At 70.0% G+C, this 21,033-nt stretch carries 16 protein-coding genes; 10 read left to right on the forward strand and 6 right to left on the reverse strand.

Annotated elements, in window-relative coordinates; all coding sequences use genetic code 11:
* Positions 1-977: CaiB/BaiF CoA-transferase family protein (locus GXP76_RS16845; protein ID WP_242572349.1), on the reverse strand; the 977-nt coding region annotated here is incomplete at its 3' end.
* A 323-nt stretch (positions 978-1,300) separates the two neighbouring features.
* Between GXP76_RS16845 and GXP76_RS16850 the strand changes: the two genes are divergently transcribed.
* Positions 1,301-2,491, forward strand: coding sequence for a trans-acting enoyl reductase family protein (locus GXP76_RS16850; RefSeq protein ID WP_242572350.1), 1,191 nt, complete (start codon positions 1,301-1,303; stop codon positions 2,489-2,491).
* Between the two features lie 99 nt (positions 2,492-2,590).
* Here GXP76_RS16850 and GXP76_RS16855 read toward each other — a convergent pair whose 3' ends face one another.
* On the reverse strand, positions 2,591-3,313 hold the full coding sequence (locus tag GXP76_RS16855; RefSeq protein WP_242572351.1) for an endonuclease V: 723 nt from the start codon (positions 3,311-3,313) through the stop codon (positions 2,591-2,593).
* A gap of 318 nt (positions 3,314-3,631) precedes the next feature.
* Between GXP76_RS16855 and GXP76_RS16860 the strand changes: the two genes are divergently transcribed.
* From GXP76_RS16860 to GXP76_RS16890, 6 genes are all read left to right on the forward strand, one after another.
* Positions 3,632-3,919, forward strand: coding sequence for a YciI family protein (locus GXP76_RS16860; RefSeq protein WP_242572352.1), 288 nt, complete (start codon positions 3,632-3,634; stop codon positions 3,917-3,919).
* 146 nt (positions 3,920-4,065) lie between these two features.
* Entirely contained in the window at positions 4,066-4,482 is a 417-nt protein-coding gene (locus tag GXP76_RS16865) for an SsgA family sporulation/cell division regulator (RefSeq protein ID WP_242572353.1), read from the forward strand.
* Between the two features lie 273 nt (positions 4,483-4,755).
* Positions 4,756-6,387: an ABC-F family ATP-binding cassette domain-containing protein gene (locus tag GXP76_RS16870; RefSeq protein ID WP_242572354.1), complete on the forward strand. Its 1,632-nt coding sequence runs from the start codon at positions 4,756-4,758 to the stop codon at positions 6,385-6,387.
* 57 nt (positions 6,388-6,444) lie between these two features.
* Entirely contained in the window at positions 6,445-8,733 is a 2,289-nt protein-coding gene (locus GXP76_RS16875; protein ID WP_242572355.1) for an excinuclease ABC subunit UvrA, read from the forward strand.
* Between the two features lie 655 nt (positions 8,734-9,388).
* Positions 9,389-10,363 (forward strand): acyl-ACP desaturase, encoded by a 975-nt coding sequence (locus GXP76_RS16885; protein ID WP_242572356.1) that lies wholly within the window; start codon positions 9,389-9,391, stop codon positions 10,361-10,363.
* 168 nt (positions 10,364-10,531) lie between these two features.
* Positions 10,532-11,449, forward strand: coding sequence for a chitosanase (locus tag GXP76_RS16890; RefSeq protein ID WP_242572357.1), 918 nt, complete (start codon positions 10,532-10,534; stop codon positions 11,447-11,449).
* Positions 11,450-11,528: 79 nt separating this feature from the next.
* Here the strand turns inward: GXP76_RS16890 and GXP76_RS16895 are convergent, their stop codons facing one another.
* The 3 genes from GXP76_RS16895 to GXP76_RS16905 all read right to left on the reverse strand — a co-directional run bounded on the left by GXP76_RS16895 (position 11,529) and on the right by GXP76_RS16905 (position 13,856).
* Entirely contained in the window at positions 11,529-11,825 is a 297-nt protein-coding gene (locus tag GXP76_RS16895) for a WhiB family transcriptional regulator (protein ID WP_277993466.1), read from the reverse strand.
* A 79-nt stretch (positions 11,826-11,904) separates the two neighbouring features.
* Complete coding sequence (locus GXP76_RS16900; protein ID WP_242572358.1) at positions 11,905-12,696, reverse strand: VOC family protein; 792 nt, start codon at positions 12,694-12,696, stop codon at positions 11,905-11,907.
* Positions 12,697-12,827: 131 nt separating this feature from the next.
* Positions 12,828-13,856 carry a multicopper oxidase domain-containing protein gene (locus GXP76_RS16905; protein WP_242572371.1) on the reverse strand — a complete coding sequence of 343 codons (1,029 nt, stop codon included), beginning with the start codon at positions 13,854-13,856 and terminating at the stop codon, positions 12,828-12,830.
* A gap of 203 nt (positions 13,857-14,059) precedes the next feature.
* On the opposite strand from GXP76_RS16905, the gene GXP76_RS16910 reads away from it, so the two are divergent.
* Together GXP76_RS16910 and GXP76_RS16915 are read left to right on the forward strand one after the other, a co-directional pair.
* The gene (locus GXP76_RS16910) at positions 14,060-16,534 is read left to right on the forward strand and encodes a ThuA domain-containing protein (protein ID WP_242572359.1); all 2,475 of its coding nucleotides are present in this window, start codon (positions 14,060-14,062) and stop codon (positions 16,532-16,534) included.
* Positions 16,535-16,596: 62 nt separating this feature from the next.
* On the forward strand, positions 16,597-18,753 hold the full coding sequence (locus GXP76_RS16915; RefSeq protein ID WP_242572372.1) for an OmpL47-type beta-barrel domain-containing protein: 2,157 nt from the start codon (positions 16,597-16,599) through the stop codon (positions 18,751-18,753).
* Positions 18,754-18,825: 72 nt separating this feature from the next.
* Here the strand turns inward: GXP76_RS16915 and ligD are convergent, their stop codons facing one another.
* Complete coding sequence (gene ligD / locus GXP76_RS16920) at positions 18,826-19,857, reverse strand: non-homologous end-joining DNA ligase (RefSeq protein WP_242572360.1); 1,032 nt, start codon at positions 19,855-19,857, stop codon at positions 18,826-18,828.
* A 75-nt stretch (positions 19,858-19,932) separates the two neighbouring features.
* Between ligD and GXP76_RS16925 the strand changes: the two genes are divergently transcribed.
* Positions 19,933-20,997 (forward strand): ATP-dependent DNA ligase, encoded by a 1,065-nt coding sequence (locus GXP76_RS16925; protein ID WP_242572361.1) that lies wholly within the window; start codon positions 19,933-19,935, stop codon positions 20,995-20,997.
* Positions 20,998-21,033 lie beyond the last annotated feature (36 nt).

The following is a 21,033-nucleotide window of genomic DNA, read 5'->3' on the forward strand; positions in this document are numbered from 1 at the left end:
AAGGTGCCGCGGGCCACGAGGTGCGGATGGGCGGGGGCCTCGCGCAGCGACAGGACGGGCGCCACGCAGGCGTCGGAGTCCTCGAAGACCGCCGTCCACTCGGCGCGGGTCTTCTCCTTGAACCGGGTGCTCACGGCGGCCTTCAACTCGTCCCAGCGGGCGAAGTCCTTGCGGGCGGGGACGTCGTCCTTGATGCCGAGCAGTTCGATGAACTCGTTGTAGAACCGCTGCTCCAGCGCGCCGACGGCCATGTACTCGCCGTCGGCGGTCTCGTAGTTGCCGTAGAAGGGCGCGCCGCCGTCCAGCAGGTTCGCGCCGCGCCTGTCCTGCCAGCCGCCGGCGGCCGACATCGCGTGGATCATCGTGGTCAGATGGGCGGCGCCGTCGACGATCGCCGCGTCCACGACCTGGCCGGTGCCGCCGGGTGTGCGGGCGTGCTGGAGGGCGGCGAGGATCCCGATGACGAGGTAGAGCGAGCCGCCCGCGTAGTCACCGACGAGGTTGGCGGGGACGGTGGGCGGCCGGCCGGCGTCGCCGAACATGGAGAGGGTGCCCGCGACGGCGATGTAGTCGATGTCGTGCCCGGCGCGCTGCGCGAGCGGGCCGTCCTGGCCCCAGCCGGTCATCCGGGCGTACACCAGCCGGGGGTTGCGGGCGAGGCACTGTTCGGGTCCGACGCCGAGGCGTTCGGCGACGCCCGGCCGGTAGCCCTCGATGAGGACGTCGGCGCGTTCGGCGAGGTCGAGGAGCTGGGCGGGTCCGTCGTCGGACTTGAGGTCGAGGAGTACGGAGCGCTTGTTGCGGTTCATCAGGTCGTAGCGCGGGTCGATCCCGAGTCCGGCGCCGCCCGGCCGGTCGACACGTACGACGTCGGCGCCGAGGTCCGCCAGCTGCATGGCGGCGAACGGGCCGGGGCCGATACCGGCCAGCTCGACCACTCGCACCCCGGCCAGCGGGCCGTTCTTTGTCGCCGTCATGGTGAGCTCTCCCAGCGGTGTGACACCAACGATGTAACAGCAATGATGTTAGGAACGCCCACGACGGCGCACAAGCCCCGCCGGGACACTGGGCAAGCAAGCGCTTGTTCCGGCGTATGCCCTCTTTGATGGTCGCAGACTTCCGCGCGATCGCCGCCCCGCGCGACACCCATGGCGTCCGATGCTGGTCACCCGCCCGGCCGCTCCACCGCCACAGGCGCTAGCCTCGGCCCCCGACAACGCACGGACAGGGCACGGAACGGCACGGACAACGGCACCGACCACCGCACCGGCGACGGCGCGGCTCGAACGGCGGAGACTCGATGAACAGGCAGAACGGGGCAGAACGCCCGTACCACGTGGTGCTCTTCGGGGCGACCGGCTTCGTCGGAACGCTCACGGCCGAGTATCTCGCCCTCAGCGCCCCCGACGACTGCCGGTGGGCGATAGCCGGCCGCGACCGCGCCAAGCTGGAGAAGCTGCGGACCAGGCTGGCCCGGCTCTCCCCGCGCTGTGCGGAGCTGCCCGTACTGGTCGCCGACTCCGGGGACCCGGCGTCGCTGCGGGCGCTCGCCGAGTCGACCCGGGTGCTGGCCACGACCGTCGGCCCCTACGTCTGGCACGGCGAGAACCTGGTCGCCGCCTGCGCCGAGGCCGGGACGGACTACGCGGATCTCTGCGGCGAGCCGGAGTTCGTCGACCGGATGTACGTGGCGTACGAGGACCGGGCACGGCAGACGGGGGCGCGGCTGGTGCACGCCTGCGGGTTCGACTCCGTACCGCACGATCTGGGCGCGTACTTCACGGTCCGGCAGCTGCCCGCGGACGTGCCGCTGCGCATCGACGGTTTCGTCCGCACCAACGCGTTCTTCTCCGGCGGGACGCTCGCCTCGGCCCTGAACGCGCTGAGCCGCGGGCGGCAGACCCTGGAGGCGGCGAAGCAGCGGCGGCTGCACGAGCCCCGGCTGGTCGGGCGCCGGGCCGTCGGACCGCTGGGCACGCCGCACTTCAGCAAGGAGACCGGCGCCTGGGCGCTGCCGCTGCCCACGCTCGACGCGCGGGTGGTGGCGCGTTCGGCGGCGGCGGTGCCTCGCTACGGCCCCGACTTCCGCTACCGGCACTTCGCGGCGGTCAAGTCCCTGCCCGTCGCCCTGGGCGGCACGGTCGCGGCGGGCGCGGGCGCCGCGCTGGCGCAGGTGCCCGCGGTGCGGCGGGCGCTGATGAACCGCTACGAGCCGGGCTCCGGGCCCAGCGAGGCGCGCAGGGGCAGCAGTTGGTTCACGGTGCGGTTCGTGGGCGAGGGGGGCGGGCGCCGGGTGTTCACGGAGGTCGCGGGCGGCGATCCGGGCTACGACGAGACGGCGAAGATCCTCGCCGAGGCGGCGCTGAGCCTGGCCTTCGACGATCTGCCGGAGACGTCGGGGCAGGTCACGACGGTCGCCGCGATGGGTGACGCGCTGCTGGATCGGCTGCGGTCGGCGGGGATGACCTTCCGGGTCGCGCACTCGCGCTGACTCCGCGAGAGCGTGGCGGCCCGCCCCCGGCACGGGCCGCCACGCTCGTACAACAGGACAGACCGGAGCGCCGCGGGAAACTCATCGCTGGGCGCCGGATCAATTCGCGCGCGTGCCGTCCGCGGCGCCGCCGTCAACCGCGCCGTCCACGGCGTCGCGCAGCACCTGGCGGCAGAGAGTGTCGGCCTGACGGGTCGTCTCCGGGATACGGAAATCCGGGGCGAGGCGCAGGGTGTGCGCGCAGGCGGTGTCGAGATCGGTCCGGTGCCCGACCGAGACGAAGACGGGCTTCACACCGTCCTGTGTGCGCAGCGCCCTGCCCACCTCCTCGCCGTCGTCGGCGAGGAGCGGCGAGAAGTCGCCGCGCCGGGCGGCGGGTTGCTCGTACGAGAAGGTGAAGGGGTTCTTGGCGACACCGATCACCGGCAGCCCGGTCAGCACCCCGAGGTGGCTGGCGAGTCCGAACCGGCGGGGATGGGCGCGGCCGTAGCCGTCGCAGACGACCAGTCCAGGGTCCGACGTCAGGGCGTCCAGCGCGGCGAGGACGGTCGGGATCTCGCGGAAGGCGAGCAGCCCCGGCACGTAGGGGAAGGCGACCCGCCCGACGGCGGTCGCCCGGTCCACGACGGCGAGGGTGGCCGCGTCGAGGACGACCGCGGCGGCGGCGACGATGTCCCGCTCGTCGTCGTACGCGACGTCGACCCCGGTCACCAGCCCGGTCCCGGCGGGCGGCCCGGTCTCGTCGAGTACGACGAGCCGCCGCAACTCGTCCTGAACCGCCCGGGCGTCGGCCTCGTCGGCGGGTGTCCTGATGATCGTCATGGTGCGCCAGCCTAGGGGGTGTCTTGTCGATCAGGCCGGATCCGGGAGCGGGGTCTGGTGCGTGCGATCGCAAGGCGGAGGAGGGAGGCGTGGCGGGAGCCGTGCCTCCCTCCTGCGCTGTCAACGCGGCGAACGTGCGTGCCAGGGACCGCGAGCCCGGCAAGATCGGCAAGACACCCCCTAGGGGTGGGGCCGCAATGGCACACCAGGGTCCGTCCGGTGGCCGGTTCGTTCTCGATCGCCGGACGGGCTTGATGTGCGGCCCGGCCGGACGGACCCGGCCGGACGGCCGGCGTCCACGTCGTTAACCTGGCGATCATGTTCGTACTGGAGCTGACGTACACCGCCCCGCTCGACCGTGTCGACGCGCTCTCGGCGGAGCATCTCGCCTGGGTCGACGCCCACTTCGCGGCGGGGACCTTCATCGCGTCGGGGCGCAAGAGGCCCCGTGACGGGGGCGTGATCCTGGCCGTGGGGGGCGACCGGGCGGCGGTCGAGGCGCTCGTCGCCGGGGATCCCTTCGTGGCAGGCGGGGTGTGCGCGTACCGGAACACGGAGTTCGCCGTGGCCCGTACCGCGCCAGGACTGGCGGAGTACCGCGAGTGAGGGCCGCCGCGGTGCCCCCGACTCACCGGTAGCGAAAACGGTGACGTAGGTCACGCCGTTCTCCGAGCACTCTTCAGCGCGCTGCGTCGTCCTTCCCTGTAGCGGAAGACGCACATCCGCCCGAGCCGTGCGAAGGGGAGCTGGCCTTGTCCACCGTCATCGAGCAGGCCCTGCAAGCCCGGCTGGTCGCCTCGGCGCCGCAGCTGGAGACCGTTCCCGCCACCCTGCGCTACGACGGCGAGGATCCGTTCGCCGTGCGGATGGCCTTCCCGCCCACGGCGACGCTGGAGGGCACGGAGGTGTCCTGGGCGTTCTCCCGGGAGCTGCTGACCGCCGGGATGGACGAACCGGCCGGACTCGGTGACGTACGGGTGCGGCCGTTCGGCTACGACCGTACGGTCCTGGAGTTCCACGCCCCCGAGGGTGTCGCCATGGTGCACGTCCGCACGTCGGAGGTGCGGCGCTTCATCGACCGCTCGCTGGGCGTCGTCCCGGTGGGCCGCGAGCATCTGTATCTCGATCTGGACCACGACGTCGCCGAGTTGCTGCGCGACGCCTGCTGAACCGCGATCCCGTCCGCCGCCCGTCACCCGCTACCCACCACAAAAAACGCGTTGCCCCCTCCCCGGCGCGCTCGTACGGTGTTCAGCGTTCCTGTTGTCACCGAACGGAGTAGGACGTTGCTCTTCTGAGGTCCTGAGACACCGTGCCGCGCGGCTCCCTGCCCGCGCGCACCGCGTGCGACCTCGGCGATCGAGCCGTCCCTTCCCCGGTGCCCTCCGCCGGTGTCTCCCACCGTTGCCCCGCATCCCTTTCGCAGCAGCCAGGAGACCCGTATGTCCACTTCCCCCCAGATCACCTGCTCCGCGCTGTCCTTCGGGTGGCCGGACGGAAGTGCCGTCTTCGACGGCCTCCAACTGGCCGTGGGCCCCGGCAGCACCGGCCTCGTCGGAGTCAACGGCTCAGGGAAATCAACCCTGTTGAAGCTCATCGCCGGTCTGCTCACCCCCACGGGCGGCCGGGCGGACGTGGTGGGCGAGATCGGCTACCTCCCGCAGAACGCCGCGCTCGACACCACGCTGCGCGTCGACCAGGCGCTCGGTATCGCGGGCACCCGCGCCGCGCTGCTCGCCGTCGAGGCGGGCGACGCGAGCGAGGAGAACTTCGCCGCCGTCGGCGACGACTGGGACGTGGAGGAGCGGGCGCGCGCCACGCTCGACCAGCTCGGGCTCGGACATGTCGGCCTCGACCGCACCATCGGCGAGGTGTCCGGCGGCGAGTGCGTCCTGCTGCGGCTGGCGGCCCTGCTGCTGGCCCGGCCCTCGGTGCTGCTGCTCGACGAGCCGACGAACAATCTGGATCTGTACGCGCGCCGGCGGCTGCACGCGGCCGTCGCCGCCTATTCCGGCCTGCTGGTCGTGGTCAGCCACGACCGCGAGCTGCTCGATCTGGTCGACCGGATCGCCGACCTGCGGGATGGCGAGGTCACCTGGTACGGCGGGAACTTCTCCGCGTACGAGGAAGCCCTCGCCGTCGAACAGGACGCCGCGGCGCGGATGGTGCGGGTCGCCGAGGGCGACGTGCAGCGGCAGAAGCGCGAACTGGCCGACGCACAGGTCAAGTTGGCCCGACGCAAGCGCTACGGACAGAAGATGTGGGACACCAAGCGTGAGCCGAAGGCCATCATGGCCCAGCGCAAGCGCCAGGCGCAGGTGTCGGCGGGCAAGCACCGCATCATGCACACCGCGAAGCTCGCGGAGGCGCGGGAGCGGCTCGACGAGGCGGTGGAGGCGGTGCGCGACGACGAGATCCGGATCGAGCTGCCGGCCACGGTGGTCCACGCCGGTGTCGGCGTGCTGCGGCTGCGCGAGCTGGAGCTGCGGTACGGGGCACGGGCGGCGGGTGAGTTCGCGATCCACGGCCCGGAGCGGGTCGCGCTGGTGGGACGCAACGGCGCGGGCAAGACGACGCTGCTGCGGACGGTCGCCGGGGAGCTGGCCCCGGTCTCCGGCGAGGCCGAGACGCTGGTGCCGACGCGCTTCCTGCCGCAGCGGCTCGATGTCCTGGACGACGCGCTGAGCGTGGCGGAGAACGTCGCGCGGTTCGCGCCCGGCGCGACGGACAACGAGATCCGGGCGCGGCTCGCCCGCTTCCTGTTCCGGGGCGCGCGGGCGAACCAGCCGGCCGGGAACCTGTCGGGCGGGGAGCGGTTCCGCGCCTCGCTCGCCGCCCTGCTGCTCGCCGAGCCCGCGCCCCGGCTGCTGATGCTGGACGAGCCGACGAACAGTCTCGACCTGGCGAGCGTGCGCGCGCTCACGGCCGCGCTCGGGTCGTACCGGGGCGCGCTGGTCGTGGCGAGCCACGACGTGCCGTTCCTGGAGTCGATCGGCGTCACCCGGTGGCTGCTGCTCGACGGCGAGCTTCGCGACACCACCGAGGAGGAGGTACGGGCAGGTCAGACCTCCTGAGGATCTCTTCGGGAAACCGGACAGGAGCTGTCTGGTTTCCCGATTAGGTTCGGGCGCATGCCACAGAACATCACCATCGTGGGCGCCCGTGAGAACAACCTCAGGAACGTCTCGCTGACCATCCCGAAGGACCGGATCACCGTCTTCACCGGCGTCTCCGGCTCCGGCAAGTCCTCCATCGTCTTCGACACCATCGCCGTGGAGTCACGGCGACAGCTCAACGAGACCTTCACGGCGTACATCAGGAACCGGCTGCCCAAGTACGAGCGACCGCACGTCGAGGCGATCGACGATCTGTCGGTGGCCATCGTCATCGACCAGAAGCCGGTCGGCGGCAACGTCCGCTCCACCGTCGGCACGATGACCGACATCTACTCGGTGATCCGGGTGCTGTTCTCGCGGTACGGCACGCCGAGCGCGGGGGCGGCCACCGCGTACTCCTTCAACGACCCGTCCGGCATGTGCCCGGAGTGCGACGGCGTGGGCCGGGTCGTGCGGCTCGACCTCGACCTCGCGTTCGACTGGTCGAAGTCCCTGAACGAGGGCGCGCTGCTGCTGCCGGGCCTGACGGTCGGCGGCTGGGAGTGGAAACTGTACGCCGGATCCGGGCACTTCGACCCGGACAAACCGCTCGACCAGTACACCCCCGAGGAGCATCAACTACTCCTGTACGGCGGTGACTTCACCGTCAAGGTGGAGATGAAGACGGGATCGGCCGACATGCGGTTCGAGGGCGTCGTGGGCCGGTTCACCCGGCTGTTCCTCAAGCGCGACACGGCCGGCATGTCCGAGAAGCGCAAGGAGGCCGCGAGCCGCTTCACCGCGGAGCGGGTGTGCGACGCGTGCGGCGGGGCCCGGCTGAACCAGGCCGCGCTGGCCACGCGCATCGACGGCCTGTCCATCGCCGACTTCACACGGATGGAGGTCGCCGACCTGGCCGAGGTGATGGCCCGGATCGACGACCCGGTGGCGACGCCGATCGCCGCCGCCGCGCGCGCCCGGCTGGACCGGCTGGTGGGGATCGGGCTCGGCTATCTGAGCCTGGACCGGGAGACGACGACGCTCTCCGGCGGTGAGGGCCAGCGGCTCAAGATGGTGCGCCATCTGGGGAGTTCGCTGACGGGGCTGACGTTCATCTTCGACGAGCCGAGCGTGGGCCTGCACCCGCGTGACGTGGGACGGCTGAACGATCTGCTGCGGCGGCTGCGCGACAAGGGCAACACGGTGCTGGTGGTGGAGCACGACCCCGATGTGGTGGCGATCGCGGACCATGTCGTGGACATGGGGCCGCGCGCGGGCGCGGACGGCGGGCAGGTGGTGTTCGAGGGCACGGTGGAGCGGCTGCGGGAGGCCGGCACGCTCACCGGGCGGCATCTGGTGAGCCGTACCGCCATGAAGGAGCGCTTCCGCTCCCCCACCGGCCAACTGCCGGTGCTGGGCGCTTCGTTGCACAACCTGAAGGGCGTCGACGTACAGTTCCCGACCGGGGTGCTGACGGCGGTGACCGGTGTCGCGGGGTCGGGCAAGTCGACGCTGGTCTCCGAGGTCTTCACGGCCGCCCACCCGGACGCGATCGTCATCGACCAGAGCGCGATCACGGCCTCGTCGCGGTCCACCCCGGCGTCGTACATCGGCGTCATGGACACCGTCCGCAAGGTGTACGCGAAGGTCAACCGCGTCCAGCCGGGACTCTTCAGCTTCAACTCCGCGGGGGCCTGCCCGGAGTGCGCCGGTCGCGGGATCATCTACACCGATCTGGCGTTCATGGATCCGGTGACGACCGTCTGTCAGGTCTGCGAGGGCCGGCGGTTCAACGACGAGGTGCTCGCGCTCAAGGTGGGCGGCAAGTCGATCGTCGACGTGCTGGACATGACGGCCGCTCAGGCGATCCCGTTCTTCGAGGAGTTCAGCGGTGACAAGGCGCTGCTGCGCAAGCTGCGGACCCTGAACGACGTGGGCCTGACGTATCTGACGCTCGGTCAGCCGCTCAGTTCGCTGTCGGGCGGCGAGCGGCAGCGCATCAAGCTGGCGACCCAACTGCACCGTACGGGCAGCGTGTACGTCCTGGACGAGCCGACCACCGGACTGCACATGGCGGACGTGGGCACCCTGCTGGCACTGCTCGACCGGCTGGTGGACGCGGGGAACTCGGTGATCTGCGTCGAGCACAACATGGATGTGGTCAAGCGGGCCGACTGGGTGATCGATCTGGGCCCGGACGGCGGGAAGCACGGCGGCGAGATCGTCTTCGAGGGCACACCGGGCGAACTGCTGCGCCACCCGGAGTCGTTCACGGCGCAGTACCTCCGGCGGGAGCTGGGCCTGCCGGACCCGTCCGGCGACTGAGGACGAACCCGTTGCCGGGCGGACCCCGCCCGGCCTGACGCGGTCGTCGCCGCCCCCGTCGGGGGCGGCGACGGCCGTCTCACCGAGGGCCCGGTGACGCGTCCGGAACGCACTCGGGCGGACGACTGCCCGGACACCGTCCTCGTCGAGGACACGGTGGTGGTGTTCCGCGACGTCGCGCCGGCCGGGGACGGCGGCCGTGGAGGAGGCGCCGACCGCTCGCCGCCCGGCCGAGCGGGCACGGAGGCCGGGCACGCCGGACGGCGGTGTCCGCCGGGCCGGCGACACGGCGGGCGAACGGACGAAGGAGGTGCGCGCCGCGTTCGAGCCGCCGGCCTCTTCCCGCGCTTTTCGGCCCTACCCGAGGAGGCGGGATCGCACGGCGGCGGGAAGCCGCTGATGGCGGCGAACGCGCCGCGCGGCGCCGAGCCGTTGGCGGATCGCGGCTCCGCGCCCGTTCCCGTCGACATCCGCGGGTTCGAAAGCCTCGAAAGGCACGTGACCTGCCTCTCCGTACGGCCGCGTGACCTGCGGGCATAACCGCATGTAGGCGGGCATCGTGTATCCGGGCTTGGCTCTCCCCTTATCGCACCCTTAACCTACGGTCACGTAACCTACGAACCCGTAGGTACTACTCCCGTCCCCAGGAGCATCCGTGACACTCACCTCTCCCCATCTCGGCAGTTCGGAGGCGTGGACCGACGCCCGCTTGCTGTACGCGCTGGAAGAGGTGGTGGAGAAAGAACTCAACCGCCATCTCAAGGTCGCCAAGGACTGGATGCCGCACGAGTACGTGCCCTGGTCCGACGCGCGCAACTTCCCCGGGTTCTTCGAGGACGGCACGGCCTGGGAGCCGGAGCAGTCCAAGGTGACCGACATCGGCAAGATCGCCCTCGTGGTGAACCTGCTGACCGAGGACAACCTCCCCAGCTACCACCACGAGATCGCCAGCCTCTTCGGCCGCGACGGAGCCTGGGGCACCTGGGTGCACCGCTGGACCGCCGAGGAGGGCCGGCACGGCATCGTGATGCGCGACTACCTGCTCGCCTCGCGCGCCGTCGACCCGGACAAGCTGGAACAGTTCCGTATGGCGCACATGGCGGAGGGCTTCGAGTCGGACAACCGCCACTCGATGCTGCACTCCGTCGCGTACGTCGCCTTCCAGGAGCTGGCGACCCGCGTCTCGCACCGCAACACCGGCCACCAGTCGGGCGACCCCGTCTGCGACCGGATGCTGGCACGTATCGCCACCGACGAGAACCTGCACATGGTCTTCTACCGCAACCTGCTCGGCGCGGCCTTCGAGATCGCACCGGACCTGACCATGCAGGCCGTACGTGACGTGGTCGTGCAGTTCCGGATGCCGGGGCACGGCATGCCCGGCTTCGAGCGCGCCGCCGCGCAGATGGCGATCGGCGAGATCTACAACATGCGCATCCACCACGACGACGTGCTCCAGCCGGTGCTGCGCTATCTGAAGGTGCTCGACATCGACGGACTCGGCCCCGAGGGGCTGAAGGCGCAGGAGGAGCTCGGCCTGTACATGGGCGGGCTCGACTCCGAGGCGAGCAAGTTCGACGAGAAGCTCGCCGCCCGCAAGGCGCGGATGGCCGCGCGCGCGGCGCGCTGACCCGGTCCGGCGCATCCGGGCGTCCGAGCCGGCGCCCGGATGCCGGTACGCCGTGGCTCCGGCCCGCCGGGGGTCACCACGGCTTCATCACGCTTCCCACCAGGGTGTGTCGGCACTGAGGGGGAGCTCCCCACGGGTGTTCGAATCCGGCATCGTACGCTTTGCGTCGTGAAGCCTGTCACCCGTCTCTTCCTCATCGCCGCGCCCGTCGTCGTCGCCGTCGCCGTCGTCTTCGGCGGAGGCGACGACTCCGCTGTACTGGCGGACAACCCGCCGGAGAACACGGCGAGCGCCGCTCCTAACCCCCTCGCCTCCGCCGACGACGGCGAGCGGAAGAAGCTGGAGGAGCGGATCAGGAAGATGCCGCCCGGTCTCGCGGCCCCCGGCAAGAAGGAGATGGCCGCGCAGATCGTCGCGAGCGCGGAGAACTCCACGCTGGACTGGCGCGGCCAGTACGACGCGATCGAGGACCTGGACGACGGCAACGGCTACACGGCCGGGATCATCGGATTCTGCTCGGGCACCAACGACATGCTCCAGCTCGTCGAGGCGTACACCGAGCACCACCCGGACAACCCGCTGGCCTCCTACCTCCCCGCGCTGCGCGAAGTCGACGGCACGGACTCGCACGACGGGCTCGACCCGGGGTTCACCGAGGCCTGGGCGACGGCGGCCGAGGATCCCGCCTTCCGCGAGGCGCAGGACAGCACCCGGGACAAGGTGTACTTCGACCCGGCGGTCCGGCTGGCGAAGATGGACGGCCTGGGCACGCTCGGCCAGTTCATCTACTACGACGCGATGGTGCTGCACGGACCCGGTCTCGAAGCGGGCGGCTTCTACGGCATCCGGCACGCGGCGATGAAGGAGGCGAAGACGGCGGCCGAGGGCGGCTCCGAGAAGAAGTACCTCGACGCCTTCCTCGACGAGAGCCGGCACGTGATCAGGACGAAGGTCACAGAGACCCAGCGGGACACCTCGCGCATCGACACGGCGCAGCGGGTCTTCCTCAAGGAGGGCAACATGGACCTCGCGGCGCCCCTGCGATGGAAGATGTACGGCGAAACGTTCCAGCTTCCCGCATCCTGACCGGTCCGGACCCCCGGTTGTCCGAAGCCGGCCGGATCCCCCTGACCGGACCGGCCGACCGGGTGAACTGGCTGCTGCCTCAGGCGACTTCGGCCGTCCGGGTGCCGGAACCGGCGCGGCGCAGACGCTCGCGCTCCTTCTCCGACAGCCCGCCCCACACCCCGAAGCGCTCGTCGTTGTCCAGGGCGTACTCCAGACACTCCAGCCGCCCCTCGCAGGCACCGCAGAGCTGCTTCGCCTCGCGGGTCGAGGAGCCGGGGGCCGGGAAGAAGAACTCGGGCCCGGTCTGGGCGCACAGGGCGCTCTCCTGCCAGGCGAGCTCGTGCCCCGTGCGCCCGGTGATGCTGGTGAGGGAATTCATGGGATTGATCGGCATGGCACACACGCTGCCTGGTGCCGATAAACATTCGATCAATGACCTGATGGGCAACCGTCGGACGGGCGAAGTTCCCCGCTCACGCGTCCTGGGAGGCGCCCTGCATGAACGCCAGACGCGCGCCGTACGGGTCGCTCACCACGGCGAACCGGCCGACACCCTCGATGTCAGTGGGCTCCTGGACGGTCGTGCCGCCCAGCCGGTCCGAGGCCGCCACGGCAGCATCGCAGTCCCTCGTACCGAAGTACAGGAGCCAGTTCGGCCCCGTCGAGCCGGGAACGGCGTCGGTGGGCACGATGCCCGCGAACATGCCGTCCGAGCCCAGACCCGCGGGGTGGACCATGATGTAGTCGCCCCCGCCCCCCGGCATCGGCATGGTGGTGGTCTCCCAGCCGAACGCGGAGCCGTAGAAGGCGGTGGCGGCGGTCGTGTCCGGTGTGGAGAGCTCGGCCCAGCACAGGGTGCCCGGGACGTCGACCGCCTCCAGGCCGCTGTTCGTGCCCGGCTGCCAGGTGGCGAAGGGCGCTCCGGCAGGGTCGGCGCAGAGCGTCATCCGGCCGAGGTCCTCGACGTCCATCGGCTCGTTGACGACCGTGCCGCCGTTGTCCTTCACGGCCGAGGCGGTGGCATTGGCGTCGGTGGTCTGGAAGTAGAGCGTCCAGGCCGGCGGGGCCTGCTCGGCCGGGAGCTGCATGACCCCGGCGACGGTCTTGCCGTCCAGCTGGAACATGCCGTAGCCGCCGAACTGGGGCCCCGCCGAGACGTGGTTCCAGCCGAGGACGCCTCCGTAGAAGGTCTTCGCGCCCTCGATGTCCGGCGTGGCGAGATCCGCCCAGCTCGGTGAGCCCTGCACGTAACGGGTGGTGAGCATCGTCGCTCCTTCGTGAGGCCCCCCGCGTTGGCCCTCCCGAGTCTGCTACCGATCGGGGTCCCCCGCATGTGTACGGCGGGAGACCGGCCGGGTGGTCCGCTGGGCGGACCACCCGGCGCCGGACCCGCCCGTCAGTGCCCCGTGTGGGTGCCCTGGGCGCTCGCGCCCTGTGCGTCCTTGCCGTCCTTCTTCGCCGCCGTCTTGTGGTGCGGCTCGTACCCGGGGATCGTGCCGTCCGGCTTGGCGATCAGGAAGAGGCCGGCCATGCCGTTGTCGGAGTGGCTCTGCACGTGGCAGTGGTACATCCACGCGCCGGCTCCGACCCCCTCGCCCGCGATGATCTGGAGCCCGAAGGAGTCCGCCGGTCCGGTGATCTTGTTGTCGATGATCCGGCTGGTGTCACCGGGGCCGCCGAGCAGGCCGGTCCTGTTGTCGGCCCAGCGATGACCGTGGATGTGGAACGTGTGGTAGAACTCGCCGTGCGTGATCATGATGACTTCGAGGCGGTCACCCACGGTGGCCTCGAAGTTGGGGCTCTGGGCGCCCGGCAGATTGTTGATCTGCATGTCGTTGAAGACGATCGTGAACTGCTTGTCGGGCAGGATGTCACCCTCCCGGCGGACGACCAGTCCGCCGTAGAGCCCCTGTCTGATGCCGCCCGTGCCGTGGTCCGTGCCGACGACGTGGTCGTGGTAATGCCAGTAGCCCGCGCTGCCCTCGCGGTACGTGCCGTCCGCGCGCTTGCCGGGCTTGTGGGTGCGCCAGGTGTACGTGCGCTTGCCGCCCGGCGGGACGTGACTCTTGTTCATACGGGTGCCGTCGTTGGCGATGTCGTAGTCCACACCGTGCACATGGAGGCTGGCGTCGACGTCCGTGAGGTTGGTGAACTCGATGTGGACGGTGTCGCCCTCGACGATGTCGATCAGCGGGCCGGGGACCGTCGCCTTGCCCTTCTCGAAGCCGTAGCCGATCTTCCCCGTGCCCAACCGCTCGGCCACCATCGTGAGATGGTGCACCTTGCCGCCGGCCGGTGCCCGCTTCGGGCCCTCCGCCGCGGCCATGGGCGCGGGGGCGGCCGAAGCAACGGACAACGATGTCACGCCAGTTGCCGCTACCGCGCCGCCGGCCACCAGACGCCGGTTGAAACTCCTTCTGTCCATCGACATGCCGAACTCCCCACATGCGGTGCTGAGACTTTCGGGACAGAGTGAAGCCCCGGGACGGCCACACGGTAGCTCGGGGATCTTCGTTTATCCACACTCAGGACAAAGTTAGTTCCATTCCGGTGATACCTCTTGGCTCACCGCCCAAAGAGGTCTAGCTTCACGCCTGTTGCTGTGACCAAAGATGGGTGGGTGAACACATGCAGCGCGTACCACATCGCCGGTCAAGATCCCGGCGCGCAATGGCCGCGGCCGTGGTGGCCGGGACGATGGCCGCGTCCCTGCTAGGCGGGAACGCCATGGCGGGTCCGTACCCCGAACCGCCGTCGACAACGTTGTCCCTTCCCTCGCCGCCGGGCGGCAAGGACGTGAAGGTACTCGTCTTCTACGGCTCGACCACCGAGGAATCCCCGATCGTCAACGCCGGGATCGAGGCCATCGAGAAGATCGGCCTCTCCGGCCCCACCGCGCAGCGGTTCAAGACCGAGACCAACGGTGACGGTTCGGTCTTCACCAACGCCACCAAGCTCGGCAAGTACAACGCGGTCGTCTTCCTGACGGGTGGCGGCGACGTACTGGATCCCGAGCAGGAGGCGGGACTCGAAGCCTTCGTCGAAGCCGGCGGAGGCTTCCTCGGCATCCGGGACGCCGCGCGTACCGAGCCCTACTCCGACTGGTTCACCGGACTGATCGGTGCCCGTCCCGCGGCCAGCCCGGACTCCGTCCAGCGCGCGACCGTCGAGGTGGGCGACCGTCAGCACCCCGCCACGAAGAACCTGCCGAAGGAGTGGAAGCGCTCCGACAAGTGGTTCAACTGGGAGAAGAACCCGTCCGGGGACGTGCACACCGTGGCGCGGCTCAGGGAGAGCACCTACAAGCCGGGTGAGGGCGCCAACGGCGCGGACCACCCGATCTCCTGGTGCCGTGACTACGACGGCGGCCGGTCCTTCTACACGGGCATGGGCGCCACGGTCGACTCCTACTCCGAGGCCGACTTCCGCGACCACCTGCGTGGCGCACTCCAATGGACCACGCGCATCTCGCGGGCCGACTGCAAGGCGACGATCAACGCCAACTACGCGGCCGAGCGCGTCACCCAGCCCAACAAGCCGGGCGAGTCGGACCAGATCGGCGAGCCGCACGGCACCGTCGTCGCGCCCGACGGCCGCGTCTTCTACATCGGCCGCGGCGGCGGCGACAACACCCAGCCGGTCGTGACCGACTGGGCGAACCCGGACATCGGCAAGGGCGAGGGCCAGATCCACGTCTACGACCCGAAGACCAAGAAGGTCACCAAGGCCGGCGGCCTGACCATCTTCGGCAACAAGGGCGGCGGCGACGAGCTGGTCAAGAACGAGGAGGGCCTGCTCGGCATCGAGCTGGACCCCGACTTCATGACCAACGGCTGGGTGTATCTGCACTACACACCGCACTCCGAGATCAACCGTGACACCCGCATGGCCGAGCGCCGCGTCTCGCGCTTCACGCTGGACCTCGCGACGAACAAGCTCGACCTCGCGACCGAGAAGACCCTGCTCGCCTGGCCGGTGCAGATCAACAGCTGCTGCCACTCGGGCGGCGGCATGGCCTGGGACTCGAAGGGCAACCTCTACATCGCGACCGGGGACAACAACTCCTCGCAGTTCAGCGAGGGTTACTCGGGCAACAACCCGCAGCCGAACTACAAGGGCGTCTCGTTCGCGGACGCGCGCCGTACGGCCGGTAACACCAACAACCTCAACGGGAAGATCCTGCGGATCCACCCCGAGGACGACGGCACGTACACCCTGCCCGACGGCAACCTCTTCACGGGTGAGGAGACCGCCGAGGGCGGCGACAAGACCCGCGGCGAGATCTATGTGATGGGTGTACGCAACCCGGCACGCATCTCCGTCGACAAGAAGACCGACACGCTGTACGCCGGCTGGGTCGGCCCCGACGCGGGCGCCCCGAGCACCACCTGGGGCCCGGCGAAGTACGACACCTTCGCCGCCATCACCCAGGCGGGCAACCAGGGCTGGCCGTACTGCATGGGCAACAAGCAGCCCTACCGCGACCGCAACCTGCCGGACCCGACGAAGCCGCTGGGCTGGTACAACTGCGACGCGCCGAAGAACGAGTCCCCGAACAACGACGGTCTCGTGAACATCCCGCCGGTCACCGGCAACACCATCTGGTACTCGCCCCAGGGCGGCGCGCCGGACTTCCCGCGTGACGCGAACGGCATCCCGAGCTACAAGTCGGAGGAGGCGACCTACCTCCTCCCGTGGCTCAAGGGCGGCGGCCAGGCGACCATGAACGGCCCGCTCTACCGGTTCGACGCCGCGAAGGCGACCGCCGACAGCTGGCCCTCGTACTGGGACGGCAAGTGGTTCGTGGGCGACTTCTACGACCAGACCCAGCCGCGGCACGCGGTCGAACTCGACCCCAAAACCGCGGGCAAGGGCGGACTGCCCGTGCACGCCGAGTCCCTGAAGAAGATCATTCCGGTCGGTGACAGCGGCATCCGTAACCTCATGGACTGGAAATTCGCTCCGGATGGCTCCCTCTACGTCCTCGACTATGGGCGTGGCTTCTTTACTTCGGACGCGAAGTCGGCACTGTGGCGTGTGACGTACAAGGGCGGCGAGGCCACTCCCGCCGCCGCGGATCTGGCAAGGAAGGCGGCGCAGTGAGACAGGGTGGCGCAGCGAGAAAACGACCTCTGCATCTGTGGACGGCCCTGCTGGGCTCGTTGATGCTGGTGCTGGGGCTGACCTCCACACAGGCATACGGACGCGAAGACAACCGGCGGTCCGCGGCGGACCAGGTACTGACCTGGACCGCGGGCAACTCCACCACGGAGTACCTGACGTTTCCGACGACCGCCGTCGCGGGTCCCGCGACGATCGTCTTCGAGAACAGCAAGGCCACCGGCAACACCACGTCGATGCCGCACACCGTCACGTTCGACACGTCGAATCCCGACTACAACAACGACGTGACGCTCAACCTGATGGCCAGCCCGGACGACGCGCAGGGCGGCAAGCAGACGGCCGAGGTCAACCTGACCCCGGGCACCTACCGGTACTTCTGCACGATACCGGGACACGGCATGATGACCGGCATCCTCACGGTCACCGAGGGCGGCGGTGGTGAGGACACCACCGCGCCCGAGACCGCTGTCAAGCTCGACGGCGATCAGAATGAGGCCGGCGCGTACATAGGCCAGGCGTCGGTGACGCTCTCGGCCACCGACGCCGGATCAGGTGTCGACAAGATCGAATACGCGGTCGGGGCCGACGGCGAATGGCAGCTCTACACCACACCCGTGGTGGTCAACACGGTCGGTGATCACGCCATCAGATACCGGGCGACCGACAAGGCGGGCAACGTGTCCGCCGAGAAGACCGCCGAGTTCGAGGTCGCCTCACCGCCCACGGACGACACCACCGCCCCGGAGACCTCGGCGACGGTGACCGGTGAACAGGACGCCGACGGCGCCTACCTGGACATGGCCACGGTGACCGTGACCGCGTCCGACGCCGGTTCCGGTGTCAACAAGATCGAATACGCGATCGGCGCCGACGGGGCCTGGCAGACCTACGAGGCACCGGTCATGGTCCACGAGGTGGGCACGCACAAGATCCGTTACCGCGCGACCGACAAGGCCGGCAACGCCGCGGCCGAGAAGGCCGTCGACTTCACCGTGGTCACCCCTCCGGCGCAGGACACCACCGCGCCGGTCTCCACGATCGCGGTCACCGGTGACAAGAACTCCGACGGGGCGTTCATCACGAGCGCCACGGCGACCATCAAGGCCACGGACGACGACTCGGGTGTCGAGAAGATCGAGTACTCGCTCGACGGTGGTCCGTACCTCGCGTACACCAAGCCGGTGATCGTCGACGCGGTGGGCTATCACAAGCTCGCGCACCGTGCGACGGACAAGGCGGGCAACACCTCGGCGGCGAAGGAGGTCACGTTCACCATCGCCAAGGGCGGTGGCGTTCCGGCCCCCAACTGCCCTGAGTACGACGTACGTCTGACGGTCATCGTCGGCGCCGTCGACACGGGCGTGCCGAACCGTCTCACCGCCAACCGGTGCACGATCAACGAGCTGATCGAGGACGAGAAGGACTGGTCCTCGCAGGCCCTGTTCCTCAAGCACGTCGAATCGGTGCTGACCAAGCTCAAGACGGCCGGTGTCATCGACCAGCGCGAGTTCACGAAGATCACGCAGGCCGCACGTCAGTCGAAGATCGGCCGGCCGGGTCAGACGACCGGCTACCGCACGCTCTTCGACGGCACGGACGCCACCTTCTCCAAGTGGGCTCAGGTCGGCGGCGGCAAGTTCGCGCTCTCCGCGGACGGTGCGATGACGAGCAGCACCACCGTTCAGGGCATGGGCATGCTGTGGTTCCCGGAGCGGAAGTACGACGACTTCTCGCTGAAGCTCCAGTTCCGCGACGACGCTCCGGGCACGGGCAACGCCAACGGCGGAGTCTTCGTGCGCTTCCCGAACGTCAACGGCCATCCGCTGGAGAGCCGGCCGGAGTGGGTCGCCATCAACTACGGGCACGAGGTCCAGATCCTGGACCGCCCGGACGGCGACATGTACAAGACGGGTTCGATCTACGGCTTCGACCGCGTGGGTCTGGCCGGCGCGGCCGTCACTCCGAAGGGCACCTGGAACGACTACGAGATCAAGGTGGTCGACCAGCACTACACCATCCTGCGCAACGGTGTGGTGATCAACGAGTTCGACAACACCGGCGGCCAGGAGTTCACTCCGCCGCGCGACGGTGACGTGGGTACCGACGGCCGGCGTTACTCGTCCGGCTATGTCGGGCTCCAGGTGCACGGCACGACGGACGTCATCTCGTACCGCGACATCCGGATCAAGCAGCTCTGACGCCTCCGTAGGAGGCTGAGCCGACAGAAGTGCCCCTTCCCTCACGGGAGGGGGCACTTCGCCGTTCCGGCTCTACGAATCCTCCGTGGGAACGTCGCGCGCGCGGCTCGGCTGGACGCGCTTGGGTTCGCCCGGCATCTTCGGATAGTCCGGCGGGTACGGCAGGTCGCCGTGGCCGTGGTCGCGCTCGTCCCGGGCCGCCAGCTCCAGCAGGCCCTCCAGGCTGTACGCCTCGGAGTCCATGTCCGCGTGCGGGTCGCCGAGTTCGGCGAACCGGGTCCGCATCGTCACGATGTCGAAGTCGCGCGGCGCGACGTCGTCCAGCTCGTCCCAGCGCAGGGGCGCGGAGACGGTGGCGTACTGGTTGGGGCGCACGGAGTAGGCCGAGGCGATGGTGCGGTCGCGCGCCGTCTGGTTGTAGTCGACGAAGATCCGCTCGCCGCGTTCCTCCTTCCACCACGCCGTGGTGACCCGGCCCGGCATGCGCCGCTCCAGCTCCCGTCCGACGGCGATGGCGCAGCGCCGTACCTGGGTGAAGGTCCAGCGCGGTTCGATCGGCACGAAGACGTGCAGACCGCGTCCGCCGGAGGTCTTGGGCCTGCCGTGGAGGCCCTGCTCGTCCAGGAGGCCGTGCAGTTCGTGCGCGGCCGCGACGGCGTCCTTGAAGTCGGTGCCCGGCTGCGGGTCCAGGTCGATGCGCAGTTCGTCGGGGTGCTCGGTGTCCCCACGCCGTACGGGCCAGGGGTGGAAGGTCAGCGTGCCGAGGTTCGCCGCCCAGAGCACGGCGGCCGGTTCGGTGGGGCAGATCTCGTCGGCGGTGCGTCCGCTGGGGAAGGCGATGCGGGCGGTGGGGATCCAGTCGGGCAGGTTCTTGGGCGCCCGCTTCTGGTAGAAGGACTCGCCGGCGATGCCCTCGATGTAGCGCTGGAGGGTGGTCGGCCGGTCCCGCAGGGCGCGGGTGATGCCCTCCCCCACCGCGATGTAGTACTGGGCGACGTCCAGCTTGGTGAAGCCCCGTTCGGGAAAGTAGATCTTGTCGGGGCTGGACAGGCGTACGGTCCGCCCGCCGGCCTCCAGCTCCATCGCCGCGCCCTTGCTCGCCATACGCGCCACGGTAGGCCGGGCTCCCCCGGCCCGCATATCGGGCGGACCGGCCTTCTCCCGCGCACAATCGGACGCATGGATCTGCCGGTGATGCCTCCGATGAAACCGATGCTGGCCAAGTCCGTGGCGAGAATCCCGCCCGGTATGCAGTACGAGGCCAAGTGGGACGGCTTCCGTGCGCTGATCCACCGGGACGGCGACGAGGTCGTGATCGGCAGCAGGAACGGCAAGCCGCTGACCCGCTACTTCCCCGAGCTGGTCACCGCCTTCCTGCGCGAGCTGCCCGAGCGGTGCGTGATCGACGGCGAGATCGTGATCGCGTACGAGGGCCGGCTGGACTTCGACCGGCTCAGCGAGCGCATCCATCCGGCGGACTCTCGGGTGCGGACGCTCGCCGAGCGGACCCCGGCGAGTTTCGTCGCCTTCGACCTGCTGGCGCTGGAGGACCGGTCGCTGCTGTCCACCCCGCAGTCGGAGCGCCGCGCCGCGCTCGTCGACGCCCTCGGGGGTGTCTCGGCCCCCGTCCATGTGGCACCGGCCACCACGGACGCGGAGCTGGCCGAGGAGTGGTTCCGGCGCTACGAGGGCGCCGGGCTGGACGGGGTGGTCGCCAAGCCGCTGGATCTGCCGTACCGGCCGGACGTACGCGCGATGTACAAGATCAAGCACGAGCGGACGGCCGACGTGGTGGTGGCCGGATACCGCCTCCACAAGAGCGGCCCGGTCGTCGGCTCCCTGCTGCTCGGCCTGCACGACACGTCCGGGACGCTTCAGCACGTGGGGGTCTGCGCCGCGTTCTCGATGAAGCGCCGGGCGGAGCTGGTGGACGAGCTGGCGCCGCTGGTGATGGATTCCGCGGAGGGGCATCCGTGGGCGGCCTGGGCGCGGGAGTCGGCCCACGAGAGCGCCAGGCTGCCCGGCGCGCCGAGCCGCTGGACGGGCAAGAAGGACCTGTCGTGGATCGCGGTGCGGCCGGAGTCGGTGTGCGAGGTGGCGTACGACCACATGGAGGGCGACCGCTTCCGGCACACGGCGCAGTTCCGCCGGTGGCGCCCGGACCGTACGCCCGGGGAGTGCACGTACGCGCAGTTGGAGGAGCCGGTGCGGTACGACCTCGCGGAGGTGCTGGCGTCGGGCTGATCCCGGCGGAGTCCCGGTACGGTCCCGGCGGGCGGC

Origin of the sequence: Streptomyces sp. NP-1717 (assembly GCF_022695985.1) — a bacterium.
In the GTDB taxonomy this organism is placed as follows: domain Bacteria; phylum Actinomycetota; class Actinomycetes; order Streptomycetales; family Streptomycetaceae; genus Streptomyces.